17 protein-coding genes, 1 riboswitch and 1 other annotated feature are annotated in these 21525 nt (G+C 50.4%); of the genes, 12 read left to right on the top strand and 5 right to left on the bottom strand.

Translation table 11 applies throughout. The features are described 5' to 3' along the window. The first annotated feature begins 114 nt into the window (after window positions 1-114). The gene (gene speC, locus Q3886_RS01845) at window positions 115-2274 is read left to right on the top strand and encodes an ornithine decarboxylase (RefSeq protein ID WP_301859460.1); all 2160 of its coding nucleotides are present in this window, start codon (window positions 115-117) and stop codon (window positions 2272-2274) included. A gap of 69 nt (window positions 2275-2343) precedes the next feature. Here speC and Q3886_RS01840 read toward each other — a convergent pair whose 3' ends face one another. Further along, window positions 2344-2886 (bottom strand): helix-turn-helix domain-containing protein, encoded by a 543-nt coding sequence (locus Q3886_RS01840; protein ID WP_301859459.1) that lies wholly within the window; start codon window positions 2884-2886, stop codon window positions 2344-2346. 250 nt (window positions 2887-3136) lie between these two features. On the opposite strand from Q3886_RS01840, the gene Q3886_RS01835 reads away from it, so the two are divergent. The 7 genes from Q3886_RS01835 to Q3886_RS01805 all read left to right on the top strand — a co-directional run bounded on the left by Q3886_RS01835 (window position 3137) and on the right by Q3886_RS01805 (window position 10675). After that, complete coding sequence (locus tag Q3886_RS01835) at window positions 3137-4537, top strand: APC family permease (RefSeq protein ID WP_301859458.1); 1401 nt, start codon at window positions 3137-3139, stop codon at window positions 4535-4537. A 40-nt stretch (window positions 4538-4577) separates the two neighbouring features. Then, window positions 4578-5654 (top strand): Xaa-Pro peptidase family protein, encoded by a 1077-nt coding sequence (locus tag Q3886_RS01830; protein WP_301859457.1) that lies wholly within the window; start codon window positions 4578-4580, stop codon window positions 5652-5654. Between the two features lie 509 nt (window positions 5655-6163). After that, window positions 6164-7315, top strand: coding sequence for an ABC transporter substrate-binding protein (locus Q3886_RS01825; RefSeq protein WP_301859456.1), 1152 nt, complete (start codon window positions 6164-6166; stop codon window positions 7313-7315). Window positions 7316-7354: 39 nt separating this feature from the next. Continuing rightward, complete coding sequence (locus Q3886_RS01820; RefSeq protein WP_301859455.1) at window positions 7355-8236, top strand: branched-chain amino acid ABC transporter permease; 882 nt, start codon at window positions 7355-7357, stop codon at window positions 8234-8236. After that, entirely contained in the window at window positions 8236-9189 is a 954-nt protein-coding gene (locus tag Q3886_RS01815; protein WP_301859454.1) for a branched-chain amino acid ABC transporter permease, read from the top strand. The genes Q3886_RS01820 and Q3886_RS01815 overlap by 1 nt, the downstream gene beginning before the upstream one ends. Before the next feature lie 2 nt (window positions 9190-9191). Next, complete coding sequence (locus Q3886_RS01810; protein ID WP_301859453.1) at window positions 9192-9956, top strand: ABC transporter ATP-binding protein; 765 nt, start codon at window positions 9192-9194, stop codon at window positions 9954-9956. 2 nt (window positions 9957-9958) lie between these two features. Continuing rightward, window positions 9959-10675 carry an ABC transporter ATP-binding protein gene (locus Q3886_RS01805; protein WP_367881542.1) on the top strand — a complete coding sequence of 239 codons (717 nt, stop codon included), beginning with the start codon at window positions 9959-9961 and terminating at the stop codon, window positions 10673-10675. A 61-nt stretch (window positions 10676-10736) separates the two neighbouring features. Here the strand turns inward: Q3886_RS01805 and metF are convergent, their stop codons facing one another. Then, complete coding sequence (metF, locus tag Q3886_RS01800) at window positions 10737-11594, bottom strand: methylenetetrahydrofolate reductase [NAD(P)H] (RefSeq protein WP_301859451.1); 858 nt, start codon at window positions 11592-11594, stop codon at window positions 10737-10739. 73 nt (window positions 11595-11667) lie between these two features. Further along, window positions 11668-12501 carry a MetQ/NlpA family ABC transporter substrate-binding protein gene (locus Q3886_RS01795; RefSeq protein WP_301859450.1) on the bottom strand — a complete coding sequence of 278 codons (834 nt, stop codon included), beginning with the start codon at window positions 12499-12501 and terminating at the stop codon, window positions 11668-11670. Window positions 12502-12592: 91 nt separating this feature from the next. Then, a riboswitch (SAM riboswitch) is annotated at window positions 12593-12688 on the bottom strand. A gap of 188 nt (window positions 12689-12876) precedes the next feature. Between Q3886_RS01795 and Q3886_RS01790 the strand changes: the two genes are divergently transcribed. After that, window positions 12877-13296: a C-GCAxxG-C-C family protein gene (locus Q3886_RS01790; protein WP_301859449.1), complete on the top strand. Its 420-nt coding sequence runs from the start codon at window positions 12877-12879 to the stop codon at window positions 13294-13296. 68 nt (window positions 13297-13364) lie between these two features. Here the strand turns inward: Q3886_RS01790 and Q3886_RS01785 are convergent, their stop codons facing one another. Beyond that, complete coding sequence (locus Q3886_RS01785; RefSeq protein ID WP_301859448.1) at window positions 13365-14528, bottom strand: pyridoxal phosphate-dependent aminotransferase; 1164 nt, start codon at window positions 14526-14528, stop codon at window positions 13365-13367. 198 nt (window positions 14529-14726) lie between these two features. Here Q3886_RS01785 and Q3886_RS01780 point away from each other — a divergent pair, with 198 nt between their 5' ends. Continuing rightward, on the top strand, window positions 14727-15971 hold the full coding sequence (locus Q3886_RS01780; protein ID WP_301859447.1) for a M20 family metallopeptidase: 1245 nt from the start codon (window positions 14727-14729) through the stop codon (window positions 15969-15971). A gap of 129 nt (window positions 15972-16100) precedes the next feature. Here the strand turns inward: Q3886_RS01780 and Q3886_RS01775 are convergent, their stop codons facing one another. Next, entirely contained in the window at window positions 16101-17096 is a 996-nt protein-coding gene (locus Q3886_RS01775; protein WP_301859446.1) for a bile acid:sodium symporter family protein, read from the bottom strand. Window positions 17097-17196: 100 nt separating this feature from the next. Beyond that, window positions 17197-17465 (bottom strand) — a binding site (T-box leader). 253 nt (window positions 17466-17718) lie between these two features. Between Q3886_RS01775 and Q3886_RS01770 the strand changes: the two genes are divergently transcribed. Both Q3886_RS01770 and Q3886_RS01765 read left to right on the top strand, forming a co-directional pair. Further along, on the top strand, window positions 17719-19641 hold the full coding sequence (locus tag Q3886_RS01770) for an ABC-F family ATP-binding cassette domain-containing protein (protein WP_301859461.1): 1923 nt from the start codon (window positions 17719-17721) through the stop codon (window positions 19639-19641). Between the two features lie 299 nt (window positions 19642-19940). Further along, complete coding sequence (locus tag Q3886_RS01765; protein WP_301859445.1) at window positions 19941-21350, top strand: FAD-binding oxidoreductase; 1410 nt, start codon at window positions 19941-19943, stop codon at window positions 21348-21350. The last annotated feature ends 175 nt before the right edge of the window (window positions 21351-21525 follow it).

Genomic DNA, 21525 nt, shown 5'->3' with positions numbered 1-21525 from the left:
ACAAGTATTAAATTTTACTTATATGTCTATATGTCTTGTGATATATAAGGGAATTCTTTACAATGACGATATATATTACCATACAGAGAAAAGGAAGAGGATAAGGAGAAAGATATGAAACACTTGAAGATAGCGTACAGCTTTGATGTACAATATTACTTTGTAGACAGCGACCGGGAAATCGTGCCGGTCGAACAGACTGATTTCACAGATGTAGCTGTAGCCGTACTGTCCGATCAGGATTTTGCCTATATTGATAAAATTGATGCGACCGGATTTGGAATACCCATTATCGTCATCATGCCGGGCGGAGAAAAGATTCCTCATAAGTACATCGGCAAAGTCGATGCCGTTATTACGGAAGAAATGGTGAACAAGAGCCGCTGTATTGCCACAGCAGAACGGCTGGCCAGCAATTATGAACAGTTTGTCCTGCCGCCGTTTTTTGCCGACCTTGTCGAATATGTAAGTGAAAAAAATAACCCCTTTGACTGCCCAGGCCATCAGGATGGCGAATTTTTCAAAAAACATCCGGCTGGACGTTATCTCTATGATTTTTACGGACCTCATATCTTTCAGTCCGATATTTGCAATGCCGACGTTACTCTTGGCGATTTGCTCATTCACGAAGGACCGGCACTGGAAGCGCAGGATTTTGCTGCCGAAGTATTCCATGCCGATAAGACCTACTTTGTCCTCAACGGGTCTTCGTCGTCCAACAAAGTCGTTACGAACGCCCTGCTGACGCCAGGCGACCTCGTCCTGTATGATCGGAACAACCATAAATCCGTTACCCTCGGAGCCCTGACCCAGGCCGGTGCCACGCCGGTGTATCTGGAAACGGCCCGCAATCCCTATGGCTTCATTGGCGGCGTCGATGCCCATTGTTTTGACGAAACGTATCTGCGGAACCTGGCTGCCGAACGGGATCCGGAAAAAGCAAAGGCCAAGCGGCCTTTCCGCCTGGCTGTCATTCAGCTCGATACGTATGACGGGACGCTGTACAATGCCCGCTATGTCGTCGACAAGATAGGCCATCTCTGCGACTATATCCTCTTTGATTCGGCCTGGGCCGGGTATGAACAGTTCATTCCCATGCTGAAGGACAGCTCGCCGCTGCTGCTGGATCTGCACGAAGACGATCCGGGGATTTTCGTCACGCAGTCGGTGCACAAACAGCAGGCCGGTTTTTCCCAGGCTTCGCAGATTCACAAGAAAGACAACCATATTCACAACCAGAAACGGTACTGCAACCATAAGACCTTTAACAATGCTTTCATGGCCAATGCGTCGACCAGTCCCTTTTATCCCATGTTTGCCACCATTGCCGTCAACGCCAAGATCCATGCCGGCGATGCAGGCCGCAAAATGTGGCGGGACTGCGTCAAGCTGGGCATTGATGCCAGAAAGAGCATTCTCCAGCGCTGCCGGTATATTCGTCCCTTTGTGGCCCCTGTGGTTCATGGCAAGCCCTGGCAGGACGGCGACACGGAAGCCATGGCCGATGATATTGCCTACTTTACCTTTGAACCTGGCGCCAAGTGGCATGCCTTTGAAGGGTACGGCCCCGATCAGTACCGCGTCGATCCGTGCAAGCTGCTCCTGACGACGCCGGGCATTGATGCCGAAACAGGCGAGTACGAAGACTTCGGCATTCATGCCAATATTCTGGCCACGTATCTGCGGGGCAACGGCGTCATTCCGGAAAAATGTGATTTAAACTCTATCCTGTTTTTGCTTACGCCGGCAGAAAACCGGAATAAGCTGCGGTTTTTAACATCTCAGCTCGTCCGGTTTGAACGGTTTGTCGATAATAATGTGCCCATGCAGGAAGTGCTGCTTGGCGTATATAATTCCCATCCTGCCCGGTACGCCGGATATTCCATCCGCCGTCTGTGCCAGGAAATGCACGATTTCTATAAAGACCGGAACGTAAAGGATCTGCAGAAAAAACTGTTCCGCCGGGAGTATTTCCCGGAATACGTCTTAAATCCGCAAGATGCCCAGTATGCCTTTATTCGCGGCGAAGGCGAGCTCGTTCCTCTCGACGAAATTGAAGGCCGCATTGCCCTGGAAGGGGCCCTGCCTTATCCGCCGGGCATTCTCTGCGTCGTTCCCGGTGAACGGTGGTCGCCGACGGCAGTCCAGTATTTTAAAGCCCTGGAAGACAGTTTAAATGAACTGCCCGGCTTTGCGTCGGAAATTCAGGGTGTGTACCTGGAAAAAGATGATGATGGCCGTACTCGTGCCTATGGATACGTATTAAAAGAATAGTCAGCCCTTCTGGCGAAAAAAAGAAAAAGCCTGTCCTCATGGAATGCATCGTGAGGACAGGCTTTTTGCCTAGAAAATGACCGGTGTAACGACGGACAGCAATTTGACTGTTTCTGCCGTTTCATTGCGCCAGTGGTGGGGAAGGGATGATGGATAATGCATGACATTTCCTGCCTGAATATGATAGTCCCGGCCTTCCAGGTTGACTGTCAGCGTTCCGGACAGGACATAGATAAATTCTTCGCCAGGATGACAGAACGATTCGCCGTGCTGGCTGTGCGGCGGCAGCATGGTAATAAGTCCTTCCATCTTGCGGTTGGGAAATTCGCCGCTCAGGCGGATGAATTCTGCATTGGAACCTTCCAGGCGAAACGGCGTCTCAGCGGCAACATCCGTTTCATACACATGGTGCTGCGGCACGTCGAAGAAATACGTAATCGGCACGTCCAGGGCATCGGCAATTTTCTTTAATGACGTAATGGCCAGTGAAGACGAACCGTTTTCGATTTGCGATAAAAAGCTGATCGACAAATCTGTCATTTCGCTGAGATTTTTTAAGGTTAAATTTTTCTGTTTTCGTAAATTTCGGATCTTTTCGGCAATATCCCCCATAACGTCCTCCTGCTGGGTATTTTTTTCATCATAACACACTTCCTGTTTCCTCACAATAGGCACTGCGGCAGACCGTATGCCTGCAGAGAAACTTATAATTACAGTTATACTAAATAAATATCGCTGGTTTTACTGTATATCTGTATAAAATATAGACAAAGTGAAATTAGTATGATAATATCGAAATCAAGGAATACTTAAACTGCAACGGTATAGTGTCTGATTTGTTTGAGAAAGAAAGGGATGTATAATGGGAAAGAAGATTGGCTTATGGGATTTGGTATTTATGGATGTAGCTGCTCTGTTTGGCATTCGCTGGATTGCCAAATCGACGGCAGAAAGCTTTGGCCTGGGATTGGGGGCCATTCCGATCTGGATTCTGGCGACCTTTATCTTTTTCGTGCCCTTTGCCCTGATCTGTGCCGAACTGGCCTCGACGTATCCCAAAGACGGCGGCCTGTTTCAATGGGTCAAAGAAGCATATGGTGAAAAATACGGCTTCATGGTGGCCTGGCTGAACTGGACGTGCCGTATTTTCTGGTATACCGGATTTTTAACGTTCTTAATTATTAACATTTCCTATGCCATCAACGAGCCGGCCCTGGCCGATGACAAGCTGTTCGTCATGGGCCTGTCTCTGGTTATTTTCTGGGTCCTGTCCGTACTCAGTACGAAAGGTATGACCTTTGGCAAAATTTTCACCCGCGTTGGCGCCCTGGGCTCGACCATTCCGGCCATCCTACTGGTTGTCATGGCCTTTGCTGCCGTTCTCTTCGGCTCCTATCCCGTCGCTTCGACGTATACTGCAGAGACTCTCATGCCCAAGCTGAACATGGATTCACTCAGTGCCATTTCGTCTGTTCTCTTTGCCCTGGCCGGCGCTGAAGTAACGGCCAACTTCGTAACGGAAATGGAAAATCCCAAGCGCGATTTTCCGCGGGCTATTTTTATTGCCGCCGCTATCGTATCGGGGCTGTATGTCCTCGGGTCCATTGCGATTACCATGATCGTGCCGCCTGCGGAAATTACGGCGTCTCAGGGCATTCTGGTCGGCCTGGCAGCTGTTTCGTCGTACCTTGGGTTTGGGACCTGGTTTATTCAGCTCGTCGCCTTTGGCATAGCTCTTTCCATTATTGGCGCCATTATTCTGTACATTGCGTCGCCGATTAAGATGTTGTTCGGCAGCGTACAGCCCGGTATCTTTCCGGCCAGCCTGACCAAGGTCAATGAGAAGAATATTCCCGAACGGGCCGTATATTTTCAGGCCTGCATCGTTACGGTTCTTGTTCTGGCTCTGTCGCTCATTCCGTCGGTCGATGCCATTTACAACATCCTCGTGACCATGACGGCACTGACGACCCTCTTCCCCTATGCCATGCTGTTTGCCGCCTATATCAGGCTGCGTACGGACCGGCCTGATGAAGTGCGGCCTTTCGAAATGGCGCATAGTAATGAAACGGCCAAGACCATTGCCCGCGTCGTACTGGGAGTCGTCCTGCTGGGCGTAGTGCTGTCGCTGGCGCCGGTTATGAAGACAGTGGAAGAAAATATTGTTTATGAAATTGAAATGATCGGCGGTGCTGCCGTCGTCATCGTATCGGGCCTGCTCCTGTGGAGGCGGTTCGTTCAGAAAACAGGATTTACGGAATAACTTATATACTGCATAAACTGGACATAAGGAGGGTTTTATCATGAATCAAGAAAGACTGCATCGTGTACTCACTGCCATGGAAGAACAGCATATTCCCCAGCTGCTCGTATCGGATCCGCACGCTATTTTTTACCTTACAGGAAAGTGGATTCATCCTGGCGAACGGCTCTTGGCCCTGTATCTTACGACGGGCGGGAAAAAAATATTATTTGTCAATGAATTGTTCCCTATTACAGAAGACTTGGGGGCAGAACTGGTCTGGCTCAATGATAACCAGGACGGCATTGCCATTGTCAGCCAATACCTGGATCCTGAGGCCATACTGGGGATTGATAAGAACTGGCCGGCCCGCTTCGTCCTGGGCCTGATGGAACGAAACGCTGTCAAGGGGCTGGTAAACGGCTCGCCTATTATTGACCAGGCCCGCATGGTCAAAGATAAGGAAGAACAGGCCCTCATGCGGGAATCGTCCCGCCTCAACGATATTGCCGTACAGCGCATGATTGCCCTCGTCGGCAAAGGCTATACGGAAAAGAAGATGGGCAAAATTCTCGGCGATATATGGGATGAACTGGGAGCTGAAGGCCATTCCTTTGACCCCATCGTTGCCTATGGCGCCAATGCAGCCGATCCCCATCATGCGAACGATGATTCCCTGGTAAAACCGGGGGACAGCGTTATCCTCGATATTGGCTGCAAATACAAGTCCTACTGCTCTGACACGACGCGGACCGTATTTTATCAGTCCGTATCCGATCACGCCTGGGACGTATACGAAACAGTGCGGACCGCTAATTTAAAGGCCATTGACCTCGTAAAGCCTGGCGTGCGGTTCTGTGATATTGATGCAGCAGCCCGCGATTATATTACGTCCAAGGGATACGGCAAGTATTTCACCCATCGCCTGGGCCACTGCTGCGGTCTGGAAGACCACGAAGGAGAAGATGTGTCTTCTGTAAATACCAATCCCGTTCAGCCAGGGTATGTATTTTCCATTGAACCGGGTATTTACCTCCCAGGGGATGTAGGCGTCCGTATTGAAGACCTGGTCATCGTCACCGAAGATGGCTGTGAAGTATTGAATCATACGAGCAAGGATCTGCAGATTGTAGAATAATAAGACCATGTAAACGTGCCTTATCTATACGATAGGGTACGTTTTTTTTGCAGGACTTTGTGAAACAATGTGCCTTAAACGTTTAATTATTCCAATATGACATAGAAATATGAAATATAGGGTGTTTTTTAGAATAACACGTATTGACAAGTCCGCAAAAGTCTCTATAATAAGGGCATGCAGCGAAAGTTGATAAAGTTACCCAGATAAACAGACGGAGAACGAGAGCAAAAAAAACGCAGTCCCCTTTTTACAGAGAGTCAGCGGAAGGTGTGAGCTGATAAAGCCTGTCGTTTGAATATATCACTCGCGAGTCCTCTTCGTGAACAGAGTAAGGAAGAGCGGTGGCCCCGTTACAGGCAGACTGAACAGAACGAGTATAATGCAGGGTGGTACCGCGTGATGACGCCCCTGTTTTCTCATGATCCTATTGTGAGAAAACAGGGGCGTTTTTTATTTGGGAAAAGCTGCAGCGCAGATGTATCAATAGATAAGGAGAGTTGAATCGTATGAACAAGAAATGGATTTCCCGTTGTGTAGCGGTCGGTTTGGCCGTTATGATGACTGCAGCCTTTGCCGGCTGCGGCGGCAGTAAGGACAGTGCCGGTGCTGATGGCAAATCGGCCAAGATCGGTTTTATTACAGCTTATACCGGCCCAGGTGCTGCTTATGGACAGGCTATGAAAGACGGTGTAGATCTGGCTGTTGAAGAAATTAACAAGGACCCGAACACAAAAGTTAAAATTGATTTGAAGACTTATGATACGAAACTGGATAAGACCGAAGCTATTAATGCCATGAAAAAGGCCATTGAACAGGACAAGGTTCTGGCTATTGAAGGCCCAATGACGACAGGGGAAGTCATGGCTGCCGGCCCTATTGCCCAGCAGGCTAAAGTCGTCTCCTTCACAACGGGCGGCACAGGTCCGGATGTTACGAACATTGGCGATTATATTTTCCGTAACGCCATCCCTGGCAAGCTGGCTATTCCTCAGACCGTAGAAAAGGCACAGAAGAAACTGGGCTTTAAGAAAGTTGCTATTTTGTATTCTAATAATAACGACCAGATGGTTGGCGAAAGCAAAATTTACCAGAAAGTATTCGCCGATGCCGGTATTGAAGTCGTCGCTACAGAAACCTTTGCTGATAAAGATACGGACTTCTCGGCACAGCTGACGAAGATTCAGGCTGCTAATCCTGATGTTATCGCCGTTGCCGGCCTGTATCAGGAAGGCGCCCTCATTGCCAAGAAAGCCCGTGAAATGGGCATGAATCAGCCTATTATCGGCAACAACGGCTTTAACAGCCCGGAATATATCAAACAGGCCGGTGCTGCTGCTGACGGTACGATGGTTGCTACGCCGTGGAACCCGGAACGGAAGAGTGAAAAAACGCAGAACTTCCGCAAAGCTTTCGTTGCCAAATATGGCCATGAACCGGATCAGTTCGCTGCACAGGCCTATGACGCCATGTACATTATCCATGAAGCCGTAGAAAAATCCGGCACTACGACGGACCGCAAGAAGTTCCGCGATACTCTGGCTCAGATTAAGGACTATGACGGCATTACGGGCAAGTTCTCCTTCGACGATCATCGTGATCCTTCTATGGACCTGGATGTCCTCATCATTAAAGACGGCAAATGGACGCCGCTTTCGTAATCGTATTGTAGATTTTCCGTGTTAGAAAGGAACAGCATCGTGTTTTTTCAGCAGCTTATAAATGGATTAAACCTGGGAAGCGCCTATGCAGTTATTGCCATTGGGTACACGTTGGTATTTGGCGTGCTGAATATTATCAACATGGCTCATGGGGAAATCTTCATGTTCGGCGCATTCATCGGCCTGATTCTGGTAACGCAGGCTGGATGCAATATTATTACGGCTCTTATAGGCGCCATGATCGGCGGTGCTGTGCTGGGGTTCCTGCTGGAATACCTGGCACTGCGTCCGCTGCGCCGCCGCAAAGTTACTCACTTGGCACCGCTTATCAGTACAATTGGCGTGTCCATCTTTCTGGAAAGCCTGGCCCTGAAAATCTGGGGTCCTCAGACGCAGTCCTTTCCGCCGCAGTTTGAAGGTGCTCTCATGGACATGGGTCTGTTTAAAGTGTCGACCATTCAGATTGTCGGCTTTGGCACGGCAGTTATTCTCATGATTCTTCTGACGCTGCTGCTGGAAAAGACGAAGATTGGCAAAGCCATTCAGGCTACGTCAGAAAATATTGAAACAGCCGGTCTGCTTGGCATCAATACGAGCCGCATCATTACCTTTACGGTCATGGTTGCCTCTGCGCTAGGTGCCGCTGCGGGCGTACTGGTCGGTCTCTCCTTTAATGCTATTGAACCGACCATGGGCATGACCATGGGCTTTAAAGGCCTGGCTGTCCTCATTCTGGGCGGCCTGGGCAATGTCCGCGGCGCCATGGCCGGCGGCTTTATCCTGGGGATTGCCGAAGTATTCAGCGTGGCCTACGGCGCTTCGTCTTATCGCGATGCCGTTGCCTTCGGCATTATCATCCTCATTCTGTTCTTCCGGCCAGAAGGGCTGTTTGCCAAAAAGGGAAAAGGGGGCAGACCATAATGGATGAAATACTAAACGGGTATGTCCTGCAGGTCTTTGTATTTGTCTGCATTAACTGTATTCTGGCCCTGTCCGTATATATGACCCTGTGCACAGGCCAGATGTCCCTGGGCAACGCCGGGTTCATGAGCTTTGGTGCCTATACGTCAGCCATTCTGACCATGCAGGCCAGCGTGCCCATGCCGGCAGCCATCGTCGCCGGCGGCCTCGTTGCTGCTGCTGTAGCCCTTATTGTCGGCATTCCGACGACGCGGCTGCGCGGTATGTATCTGGCCATTGCTACCTTGGGCTTTGGCGAAGTCGTCCGCGTACTGGCGCTGAATTTAAAGATTACCAATGGCGCCTTGGGGCTGTCGGGCATTCCGTCCATGACCGGGTCCCTTGGTGATATTGCCAGTGACCTGGGCCTCATTGACGCCCTGGAACTGGATACGCAGACAGCTGGCCAGCTGAGCATGTGTATTGTCCTGCTCATTGTCGTCATCGTCATTCTGGCCTTCTGGCACCGTCTGGAACAGTCCCGCATTGGCCGAGCCTTTGCAGCCATTAAAGCAGATGAACATGCAGCTGAATTATCAGGTATTAACGTCGTCTATTACAAGATGATGTCCTTCCTGTTCAGTGCATTTTTTGCCGGTCTGGCCGGTGCGCTCTTTGCCCATACGGCAAACTTCATCAGCCCGACAGATTTTTCGTGGCATAAAGTCGTCGATGCTCTGCTGTACTGCGTATTTGGCGGCAGCAATGTCATGTGGGGCTCGCCGCTGGGTGCAGTCATCCTGACGATTTTGCCGGAACTGCTGCGGGATCTGGCAGAATACCGCGATATGATGTACGGCATCATGCTCGTTGCCCTCATGGCCTTCCGGCCTGACGGCATTTTATCGTACGATGTCATGCAGCGCCTGTCCAACTGGCGTCATAAAAGTCAAGGGAAGGACGGTGTGCAGTAAGTATGCTACTGGAATTACAGCATGTCGTAAAGCGCTTTGGCGGCGTTACGGCATCTTCTGATATTTCATTTTCCGTTGCTGACGGAGAAATTTACGGCGTTATCGGTCCAAACGGCGCCGGCAAGACGACGCTGTTTAACCTGATTACCGGTGTGTACCAGGTAACAGAAGGGGATATTCTGTTTCAGGGGCAGTCCATTGAAGGCAAAAAGCCTCATCAGATTACGGCTTCCGGCATTGCCCGTACGTTCCAGAATATCCGCCTCTTTCCGCAGATGACCGTACTGGAAAACTGCCTCGTCGGCTGCCACACACAGCTTCATGCCGGTATTCTGGCCAGTGTATTTCATTCGCGGGCTCAGAAGGCAGAAGAACGCAAGGCCCGCGACGAAGCCATGGCGCTGCTCCATTTCGTCGGCCTTGATAAGGATGCTGACTGTATCGCTTCGTCGCTGCCTTATGGCAAACAGCGCAAGCTGGAAATTGCCCGGGCCATGTCGACCCATCCCAAGCTGCTGCTCCTGGACGAACCAGCAGCCGGGATGAATGACAGTGAAACTGCCGGGCTCAGTGATCTCATTCGCGGCCTGCGGGATACGTATCACGTCAGCGTCATCCTCATTGAACATGACATGAACCTGGTCATGCATCTGTGTGACCGGCTCCTGGTCGTAAACTTCGGTCAGAAACTGGCCGAAGGAACGCCGCAGGAAATTCAGCAGAATCCCGCTGTTATTGAAGCGTACCTGGGCAAGGAGGATGCATAATGCTGCTTGAGTTACAACATATCGTTGCCGGATATGGCAATATTATGGCCCTGAAGGATATTAGCCTGTCTGTGCCGGAAGGCGCCATCGTTTCCCTGATCGGTGCCAACGGCGCCGGCAAGTCTACGACTATGAAGACCATCATGGGTATTATTAAGCCGAAAGAAGGAACGATTCTGTTCCAGGGAAAGCCTCTGGGCCATGAAAAATCCTATCAGGTCGTCCATGAAGGAATCTCTCTGGTTCCGGAAGGCCGGCAGATTTTACAGAATATGAGCGTAGAAGATAATCTGTATTTAGGTGCATACCAGCGCAGTGACAAGGCAGGCATTGCCGAAGACATACAGAAAGTCTATGCGAAATTTCCGCGCCTTCTGGAACGGAAAAAGCAGTACGGCGGCACCTTGTCCGGCGGGGAACAGCAGATGCTGGCCATTGGCCGGGCGATGATGGCCCGTCCTAAACTGCTGCTTCTGGATGAACCGTCCATGGGCCTGGCGCCTATTGTCGTACAGGAAATCTTCGACGTCATTCAGGATATTAATAAAGGCGGTACGACAGTACTGCTGGTCGAACAAAACGCCAAGAAAGCGCTGCAGATTGCTGATTATGCCTACGTCATGGAAACAGGACGGATCGTTCTCCATGGCAAGGCAGCCGATGTAGCGGCCAATCCGCAGGTTACAGCAGCCTATCTGGGCGGCAGTAAAGCCAAATAATATAAGTCCTATAGATGAAACAACCCCTTGCAGGAGTAATTCTGCAAGGGGTTGTCTGCGTTTACAGCAAGTGCTTGACTGCGCTGGCAATGCGTTTGGCAATGTAGGGATTGTTCATGGTATAGACGTGAATGCCGTCTACGCCGTTGGCCAGGAGGTCCGTAATCTGATCGACTGCATAGGCAATGCCAATATCCAGCATGGCATCGTTGTTATCACCGTATTTGGCAATAGCCCGCTGGAATTTAACCGGCAGCGTTGCGCCGCAGAGCGATACCATCCGTTCGATCTGCTTTTTGTTGGTAACCGGCATGATGCCAGCTTCAATAGGCACATCAATGCCGGCGATTTCGCAGCGTTCGAGGAACCGGTAAAACATGGTATTGTCAAAGAAAAGCTGGGAAATCAGTTCGCTTGCACCGGCGTCGACTTTGGTCTTGAGGTTGCGGATGTCGGCAGCCATGGTTTTCGCTTCCGTATGGCCTTCGGGATAGCAGGCGCCGATGATGTTGAATTCCGGTGCGTGTTTCTTGATAAAGGCAATGAGGTCGCTGGCGTGTTCAAAGACATGGGCCCGTTCCCGGCCAGGCGTTTCATCGCCGCGCAGGGCCAGAATGTTTTCCACTCCTGCTGCTTTCAGCTCGTCCAGCGTGTGCAGTGCTTCTTCTTCGGTCAGATAAATGCAGGGCATGTGGGCTGCCGTTTCGCAGTGATACTGATGCTTAATAGCCGAGGCGACTTCTACGGTGCGGTTGCCGCCCTGACCGTTGGCACCGCAGGTTACGCTGATGAAATCAGGCTTAAGAAGGCTCAGCTCTTCCAGAGTCGGATATATCACATCTAAAGGCATATCCCGCTTGGGAGGAAATACTTCAAAAGAAAATACCGTTTTCTTGGCAAATAATTCATTTGTATGCATGGACTCATACTCCTTTATGAGATACTAAAGGCGCGCCTGCGCGCGCCCTGTTACTACTTAGTATATATGGTATTTAGAAACTCGGCAAGATTGCGCCCTTATATTTTTCTTCAATAAATTTTTTCACTTCCGGCGACTGCAGGGCTTTCACGAGTTTCTGGATTTCCGGCCGGTTTTCATCACCGTCGCGGACGACGAGGACGTTTGCATAGGGCGAATCCTTAGCTTCCAGGAATAATGCGTCTGTCAGCGGATTAAAGCCTGCTTCCAGGCCAAAGTTCGTGTTGATCAGGGCAATGTCCACATCGTCGACGGAGCGGGGAATCTGAGCTGCTTCCAGTTCGACGAACTGCAGGTTTTTCTTGTTTTCCGTAATATCCTGAATCGTCGAAGCAATGGTGCCGCCGTCTTTCAGGGACAGGAGACCGGCACTCTGCAGTACGAGAAGGGCACGGCCGCCATTGGTCGGATCGTTGGGAATAGCGACTTTGGCACCGTCCTGCAGGTCATCGAGCTTCTTGATTTTGTGCGAGTAAATGCCCATCGGTTCTACATGGACTTTGCAGATGGCTTTCAGCTTCGTGCCCCGTTCGGCATTGAATTTATCGAGATACGGCGTGTGCTGGAAGAAGTTGGCATCCAGTTCTTTGTCATTCAGGGCCAGGTTTGGCTTGACATAGTCCGTAAATTCGACGACTTTCAGGTCAATCCCTTCCTGGGTCAGAAGCGGTTTGATTTCATTGAGAATTTCCGCATGCGGTACCGGTGTGGCGCCGACGGTAATCGTCGTGTTTTTGGATACTTCCCGTCCCCCTGTAGGGGCATCACTGCCGCAGCCGGCAGCGAAGACAGATACGGCGAGCAGCGCTGCTGCCGCGAATGCAGTAATAAGGTTACTTTTTTTCATATGCAATTCCTCCTGAGATATAAAATGAGACTAACGCCCTTTTCAGTCCAAAAAAATTCCCTTTTCCGAGAGAGAAAAGGGGAATGCGTCGTCTTTATCTCTCGGAATTGCTTCCGCAGGAATTGGCACCGCCGTTATCGGTTGCCGGGCTTCATAGGGCCAGTCCCTCCGCCTCTCTGGATAAAAGGATTTGAAATTGTCTTGCACTTAGTGTATCATGAATCGGCTATTTGTCAAGATAACAAATTGGCATGGATAGCGGCGATAGTCACTGTTTGCGGCATATGCTGCTTTCTGAAGTCTTATGGCGCCGCAGGTCTGTAAAGTGTGCTATAATGCTGTATAGACCATGAGAATATAGGAGGGTACTATACAATGGAAACGATTAAGGAATTAGCGGCGCAGTATTTGAAGGAAGGCAATAACTGTGCTGAAACGGTGAGCAAAGTCAGCAATGACATGATGGATCTGCACATGAATGACGAAATGTTCCGCATGATGTCCGTACTGGGCGGCGGTGTTGGCGGCTCAGGAGATATTTGCGGTGCCCTGAACAGCGCCTGTCTCATTCTGGGCCTGCTGGTCGGCCGGGCGAATCCGGGAGAAAAGACGAAGCCTGAAATGAACGGGCCTGTTCATGAATTTTATCAGTTGTGGATGAATCGCTTCGGCTCATCAGACTGCCGCGTATTGAAAAGTCCCGCCAACGGCGGTCCCGTATCCTGTCCGGAACTGATGACCGTTACGGCAGAAATGCTGGCTCAGTTCATCAAGGAAAAAGGCCTGCTGGCATAAGAACAGGCAGAAACCCGATAAATATGCGCAAAAAAAGATGTCCTTTGGCGGGACATCTTTTTTTTATGTTATTTCTGCATGATTTTCTTTAAGTTTTCCAGGCGGTTCAGTACTTCGTTCAGCATTGGTTCGCTCTTGGCGAAGTGGAAGCGAATGAGGTTGTTGACCGGTTCGCGGAAGAAGGACGATCCAGGAACGGCAGCAACGCCGACTTTGCGGGTCATGGTTTCACAGAAGTCATTGTCATCGTCCCAGCCAAATTCGGAAATATCCATCAGGACGTAGTAGGCACCCTGGGGCTTCGTGTGCTGTAAGCCCAGGCGCGTCAGACCGTCGCAGAACAGATCCCGCTTGCGCGTATACAGTTCCTGCAGGTCGTCGTAATACTTCTGCGGAAATCTCAGGCCTACGACAGCTGCTTCCTGCAGGGGACTGGCTGCGCCGACAGTAAGGAAATCGTGCACTTTCTTGACGCAGTCGATAATTTCCGGCGAAGCAATGACATAGCCGAGACGCCAGCCCGTAATGGAATAGGTCTTGGACAGGGAGTTGCAGGCAATAGTCCGTTCAAACATGCCGGGCAAAGTGGAAATATAGGTGTATACATTCGGTTTGTACAGGATGTATTCATATACTTCATCGGTAATGACGTAGGTGTCATATTTTCTGACCAGGTCGGCAATAAATTCCAGTTCTTTCCGCGTAAATACTTTGCCGCAAGGATTGGAAGGATTGCAGATAATAATAGCCTTCGGGTTCTGTTTGAACGCTGCTTCCAGTTCGTCAGGATTGAAATGGAAATCTGGCTGATACAAGGGAACGTAAATGGGATCGGCACCGGATAAAATGGCATCGGCACCGTAGTTTTCATAGAACGGCGAGAAGACGATGACCTTTTCGCCAGGATTGACGACAGCCATGACAGAAGCCATCATAGCTTCCGTGCTGCCGCAGGTGACGACAATGTTTTTATTAGGGTCGATGGGAATTCCCAGCCGTCCTGTACGGTTTTCTGCAATGGCTTCGCGCAGGTTCTGCGCTCCCCACGTAACGGCATACTGGTGCGGCCCTTCATAGGCTACCTGAGCCAGCCGGTCGAGAAGCGGCTTTGGCGGCGGGAAATCAGGAAATCCCTGAGATAAGTTAATGGCGCCGCATTCGTCAGAAATGCGGGTCATATGACGGATGACGGACTCCGTAAAGAGCGGCATTTTTTTTGATAATTCTTTCATTATATCCCCCTTATGGTATCTTTATTATTTAGTATAATACTAATCTTACCGTTAATGGTACGGCATTTCCCGACGGCTTGTCAAATATTTTTGTGAAACATTTCTTTTCCAGATGTATTAGAAAGGAATTGACGCTCTATGAAGACCGGTCTATAATACAATTGATTTACAAAATGCAAGTTGAAAAGAGGGATTTCTATGAATATTAAAGAATATGTTCAGCAGGAAGCAGATGAACTCATTGCCATGCGCCGTTACTTCCACGAATATCCGGAAGGGTCGCAGCATGAATTTAAGACTATGGACTATATAGAAGGAAAACTGAAGGAATGGGGCATTCCCAGTGTCCGCGTTCCCCGCGGCGGCATTCTGGCCACCATTGACAGCGGCAAGCCGGGCTATACGGTGCTCATGCGTGCTGATATGGATGCCCTGCCGGTTAAAGAAGACCCGGTTAATTTGTCCAAGCCCAAAATCGTCGTCTCCAAAAATGCCGGCTATTCCCATGCCTGCGGCCATGACGGCCACATGTCCATGCTGCTGGCAGAAGGCAAGATTCTGGCCCAGCATACAGACGAATGGGAAGGCAAGGTTATCCTCATGTTTGAACAGGCCGAAGAATTTGGCGAACGCGGTGCCGGCCATTTGCTGAAATATTTGCAGGAACACCAGGTTCATATTGATGCCTGCTACGGCACTCACGTCCGCTGGGATGTTCCTGCCGGCAAGATGGCTGTCCTCGACGACGGCGTCATGTCCGGGGCTTTCTTCTTCCGTGTCAAAATCAACGGCAAAGGCGGTCATGGATCGCGCCCTGATTTGTCCATTAATCCTATCGACGCCTTCCTGGCCTTTTCTTCGCTTCTTCAGTCTATCCGCATGCGCAGCGTATCGCCGGATCACTGCCTGACCTATTCCTTTGGTTCCGTTCAGGCCGGTCAGGAACCGAATATTATTCCTGACGACATGACCTTTGCCGGTACGTGCCGCTTCTTCTCCGATGAAGACGGCGTCATGTTCCGCAAGACCTTCCATAAACTCCTCGACGACGTATGCGCTGACTATAGCTGCACGTCGGAAATGGTGGAAGAACAGTTCTTCCCCGTTGCCATGAATGACCGGACCTGTGCAGCTCTGGCCCGCAAAGCCGTTGCCGATACACTCGGTGCCGACACGCTGTATCCGACGACCCACTGGATGGCTTCGGAAACCTTTGCCTTTGACCTGTCCATGTATCCGGGCATTCTGGCCTTTACAGGCATTATGGACCCCGAAGTCGGCAGCGGTGCCAATCACCATAATGCGAAATTCGACATTGGCGAAAAAGGTCTTATTACCGGTGCAGAAAGCGCCCTGGCGTATGTCCTGGCTCTGCTGAAAGAAAAACCTGATCTTTCGTATTTTAAGGCCGGCAATTTGGATGACATGCTGAAACTCATGTAAGCGGCTGAAATTACATATAATATAATATGAAATAAAGAACGCCCCGGTTCTGCTGCAGCAGAGCCAGGGCGTTTCGTATGTTATAACGATACAGATGTGTTTGAAAAGGCTGTTCAGCAGCGCAGCGTCTTAGTGTCCAGCTGCGGGAACTGTCGATTCTTCGGCGGCCAGTTTCTGCTGCTTTGCTTCATAGGCATCCATATGACGGGCAAAGATGCCGGCAAGCAGGGAGCCTGTGATCTGATGAACAGCGGCGCCGACAGCGGCCGGAATAGCGACGGTCGGAGCAAAGTAGATAGCGGCAATGGACAGTGCCAGAGCATCGTTCTGCATGCCAACTTCCAGCGTTACCGAATGCTGCTGCCGTTTGCCGAGGCCCAGTTTGCCCGTAGCGAAGTAGCCGAGAGCAAAGCCGCCGATGTTGTGGATCAGGACGAGGACGACCATGAATGCGCCGATGGAGAGGATTTTAGCCCCATTTACAGCGACGACGCCGCCGAGGATGGACAGAACGGCAAAGGCCGATACGAGGACGAGGCATTTCTGCAGCTGTTCGATATATTTTTCACCAAGAACACGATGAACGAGAAGACCCAGAACCAGGGGAACGAGGATAACTTTCATAACCGTAACAGCCATGGACAGGAAGGAAACCGTAACCCACTGACCGGCAAAGGCCCATACGAGGAAGGGCATCATGATCGGAGCCAGCAGTGTCGAGACCGTCGTGATGGATACGGCCAGGGGAACGTCGCCTTTGGCCAGGAAGCTCATGACATTGGAAGCAGTGCCGCTGGGGCAGGAGCCGAGAAGAACCATGCCGACAGCCAGTTCCGGAGTCAGGCCGAATACCATGGTCAGGGCATAGGCGAGAATCGGCATGATCGTGTAATGACATACGCTGCCGACCAGCACTTCCTTGGGCCGCTGTACGATCAGGCGGAAATCGGAAGCGTGCAGGGTCATGCCCATGCCGAACATGACGACGCCTAACAATAAGACCGTGTTGTGAACTGCCCAGGTATAGGCTCCTGGGAAGAAATATCCGGCTACGATATCGGCCAGGACCAGGTAGGTCAGATTCTTGCCGACAAAACCACTTAGTTTGGAAACATACTGCATCATAATAGTAAATCCTCCTATACATAAAGACCTGAAGTAGAAATAGGCGAATAACAAACGGGATGATTGCGGTTTTTCAATAAAAAAACACTTTGTCTCCTGAAAAAGAGACAAAGCGTTGTGCTCTGCGGTACCACTCTTATTGCCGTGTGTACGGCCACTTTACAGACATCACCGAAGAATAACAATCTATTCGACGTTCAATGCCCGACAAGGTAACGATTGTCAGTCGGCCACGCTTACTTGCCAAAGTGTTCAGCTGGCAGCTCCTGGGTGATTTTCCCGACAACGTTCCATCCTGCTTCGCACCATTCAGCAGGTTCTCTGTAATGGAAGGAGTTTGTAAGTACTTTTCCCAATCAACACTGTTTTGTTATTTGCTGACGCTAATTATACACACGCCGGCAAGGGAAGTCAAGACAAATTTTTTAAGAATTTTCAGGTAAAAGGTTTAACTTTAAGGAATTTGCGTGCGTACTTTTGCATGATGCCTATTCTTTTGCGGCATAAAATCGTGCAGAAGAAAGGCCGTCCAGGCTGTGGCAGCTCTACAAGGCTGCCTGTATCTATGCTATAATTTAAGGTGCTATGTATGATAACAATTACATCAGGGAAAGGATATTCCATGGGAAGTATAAAAGTACAGAAACTGACAAAGTCCTTTGGCGTTCATACGGTGTTTAAAGACGTAACCTTTGAAATCCGCCGGGGTGAACGGATTGGACTGATTGGCGCCAATGGCGCTGGAAAATCGACACTCCTCAAGTGTCTGATGGGAGAAGAAGAGTACGATGCAGGCATGTTCGTCGTGTCTGAAGGCGAATCGGTCGGCTATTTGCAGCAGGATATTACCTTTGACGACGGCATCACCCTGCGCCAGACCATTACTGAGGCCTGGCAGGATGTGCTGCATCTGGAAGAACAGCTGAAAGCAGCAGAACAGGAGATGCAGCGCCATCCGGAAGATGAAGGAGCCATGCAGCGCTATGCCCGCCTGCAGGAGCGGTTTGAATGGCTCGGCGGCTATGAATATGAATCCCTGTCGCGTAAGATCGTCAATGGCCTGGGCTTTACTGACGCCGACATGGACCGGCCTGTCCAGTCCTTTTCAGGCGGCCAGAAAACGCGCATTAACCTGGCCAAAGCGCTGGTGCGGCGGCCTGATTATCTGTTCCTCGATGAACCGACGAACCATCTGGATATGGACATGCTCGAATGGCTGGAAGGGTATTTGCTGTCCTATGGCGGCGGCATCCTCATCGTATCTCATGACCGGTATTTCCTGGACCGCGTGGCCACGGGCATTCTGGAGCTGGATCATGGGAAAGTGACGAAATACAAGGGGAACTACTCCCGCTATGTACAGCAGAGCCGCGACCGGCGCCGGGCCATGGAACGGGCCTATGAAAAGCAGCAGGAACATATCCGGGAAACAGAAGAATATATTCGCAAGTATAAAGCCGGCATCAAGGCCAAACAGGCCCGAGGCCGCCAGTCTCAGCTGGACCGGCTGGAACGGATTGAGCTGGCACCGGAAGCGGAATCACTGCGTTTTCATTTTGCCAAAGCCGAAGAATGCGGGCAGAAAGTGCTCGTCCTCGATGATATTTGCGGCGGCTATGCAGACCGTCAGCTCTTCGATCATCTTTCCCTGCTCCTGCGGCGCGGCGAATCAGCTTCGCTAATCGGTCCCAACGGTGCCGGCAAGACGACGCTTCTGCGCATGATTATGGGTGAGCTCGAAGCTCAGCATGGCCATATCGTCCTGGGAAGCCGCGTCCACATTGGCTATTTTGCCCAGGAACATACAGATCTGCACGGTGCCTGGACGGTGCTGGAAGAAATCATGAACGGCTTCAGCTACGGCGAGGACGAAGCCCGATCCGTACTGGGCCATTTCCTGTTTCGCGGCGATGACGTATTCAAGGTCATTGATAATCTGAGCGGCGGCGAACAGGCCCGCCTGGCTCTGCTTAAGCTGTTTCTCCAGGGCGCCAATTTCCTGATTCTCGACGAACCGACGAACCATCTGGATATTCCTACGCGGGAAGTGCTGGAACAGGCGCTTCTCGACTTTGGCGGAACCTATCTCGTCGTATCCCATGACCGCTATTTCCTCGATAAAATTACGCAGCGGACCCTCGTACTGGAACATAAAAAGCTGAAAGAATTTTTGGGAAATTACACATATTACCGGGAAAAAGAACGGGAAGCAGAAGAACTGGCCGCCCAGAAGCAGGCTGAAGAAGCGACGAAAAGGCATGCCGCCGCTCCGGTAGCAGTTCCGCCGGCTCCGGCAAAAACGTCGCCGGCACCGGCACCGGCCCGCAAGACCTCTGCCTACGGCACAGCAGCCAAGATGGACAAGGTGGAAATGAAAATTGCCGAGCTGGAAGCGACGCTGAAAATGTATGAAGTGCAGATGAATCAGCCTGATGTACAGACCGATGCGGCCCAGATGATGGAACTGACCAGAGAATATGAAGCGGCGCAGAAGCAGCTTGATGAAGCCTATGCCCGCTGGGAAGAACTGGCAGAAAAAGAATAGATAAAAAGAATAAGGCACCATTCGAAAATTATATAATTCGTAAAAAGCATAGAAATCGTAAAACGTAAAACCAATAGGAATTATCGGAAAAACGAGAAGGGCTTCCCAACAGGGGAAGCCCTTTTCCAGTATGAATCGGGAAAAAACGGCCTTTACAAGATGCGGCTACGTGCTATACTAACGTCAATCGCCGTGGACGACGAGGCACACAGAAGTGCCTGCAACAACGCATCTATGGTGAAAGAATACAGCACTCATCCAATACTACTGCATGAAAAGATGAAAGGGAGCGTTTCAGTATGGCAACTAAATTTAACCCGGTTACGCCGGAATTAGTAGATGAATTACGTAAAGTTGTAGGCGATAAATACGTCAAAACCGATGATGACTACTTGACTGCCTATCAGACCGATGAAGAAGGCAACTCCTATTACTTCCACAAACCAGAAGTGGTCGTATTCCCTGGCACGACAGAAGAAGTAGCTGAAATCGTTAAACTGGCCAATAAATATCTCGTTCCCCTTACGCCGCGTTCTGCCGGCTCCGGCGTTGCCTGCGGCGCTATCCCCGTATACCATGGCATTGTTGTCGAACTGGAACGGATGAATAAAATCCTGAAATTCGATGCTGACAACATGTATGCTGTCTGCCAGACCGGCGTTCTGACGGGCCAGCTCCAGGAAGAAGCACGGAAGCACAACCTCCTCTATGCCGGTGATCCGTCCAGCGCTGAAAGCTGTCAGATCGGCGGCAACGTTGCCAACAACGCCGGCGGCAATAAAGCTGTCAAATACGGCACGACCCGTCATCAGGTATACAGCCTGAAAGTCGTTACGCCGACTGGTGATATCGTTACCTTAGGTGCGCGCCTGCAGAAATGCTCTACCGGTCTGTGCCTGGAACAGCTTCTGGCCGGTTCGGAAGGCACTCTCGGCATTATTACGGAAGTTACAGTTCGTCTCCGTCCGCTTCCTCCGTACAACTTCAACATGGTCTGCGTATTTAAGACCGATGAAGAAGCCTTTGCTCTGCCGAACAAGATTCTGAAAGCCGGCATTGACCCGACCAGTATCGAATTCATGGACAATGAAGCGCTGAAGATTACGTGCAAATTCCTCGACATGCCCATGCCTCACGTCGATGAAGGCTGCGACTACGTTATCGTTACGGTCGAAACGTTCAACGAAGACGAACTGGACCGCAAGATGGAAACCCTCTGCGACCTAGCTGAAGCTAACGGCTCTATTGACGAATTTGAAGCAGATAAACGAATCTGGAAACTGCGCAAACAGTTTGCTGAAGCAGCCCGCAACCTGGATAAAATGTTCCAGACCGAAGACTTCGTCGTACCTCTGGACAAAATTGCCGATATTACGAAACAGATTCCGGAACTCCGCGAACGGTACGACCTGTACTGCGTAACAGTGGCACACATTGGCGACGGCAACATCCATGTTCTGCCTCTGAATGTCAAGAAATTATCGCCGGAAGAATGGTTTGAAAAAATCAAAGCCTTCCATCGCGACCTGTTCCCGCGGGTATATGCACTGGGCGGCAAAATGTCCGGCGAACACGGTATTGGCTACAAGAAACTGGAAGAATTTGCAAAATGTACGCCTGAAGGCGAATTGAAGATGATTAAGGCAATTAAAAAAGCCCTGGACCCGAACAATATCATGAATCCCGGCAAGATTGTCGATATGGACTAAGACCTGCTTTCACCATATATACTGCAAAAAAGCAGCAGCAATGATGGAAATTACATCATTGCTGTTGCTTTTTTTCACCATTTCCATATTGTAATGGGCAGAAGAAGTTAGCAAAAAAATATGTCAAGCATTTATGAAAATGTCCCGAAAAATTTGAAACATAAGCCCCGTGAAA

Origin of the sequence: uncultured Megasphaera sp., assembly GCF_958350005.1 — a bacterium.
In the GTDB taxonomy this organism is placed as follows: Bacteria; Bacillota; Negativicutes; order Veillonellales; family Megasphaeraceae; genus Megasphaera.
The sequence above is the reverse complement of the archived record's forward strand: the minus strand, read 5'-3'. Positions and strand labels throughout refer to the sequence as shown.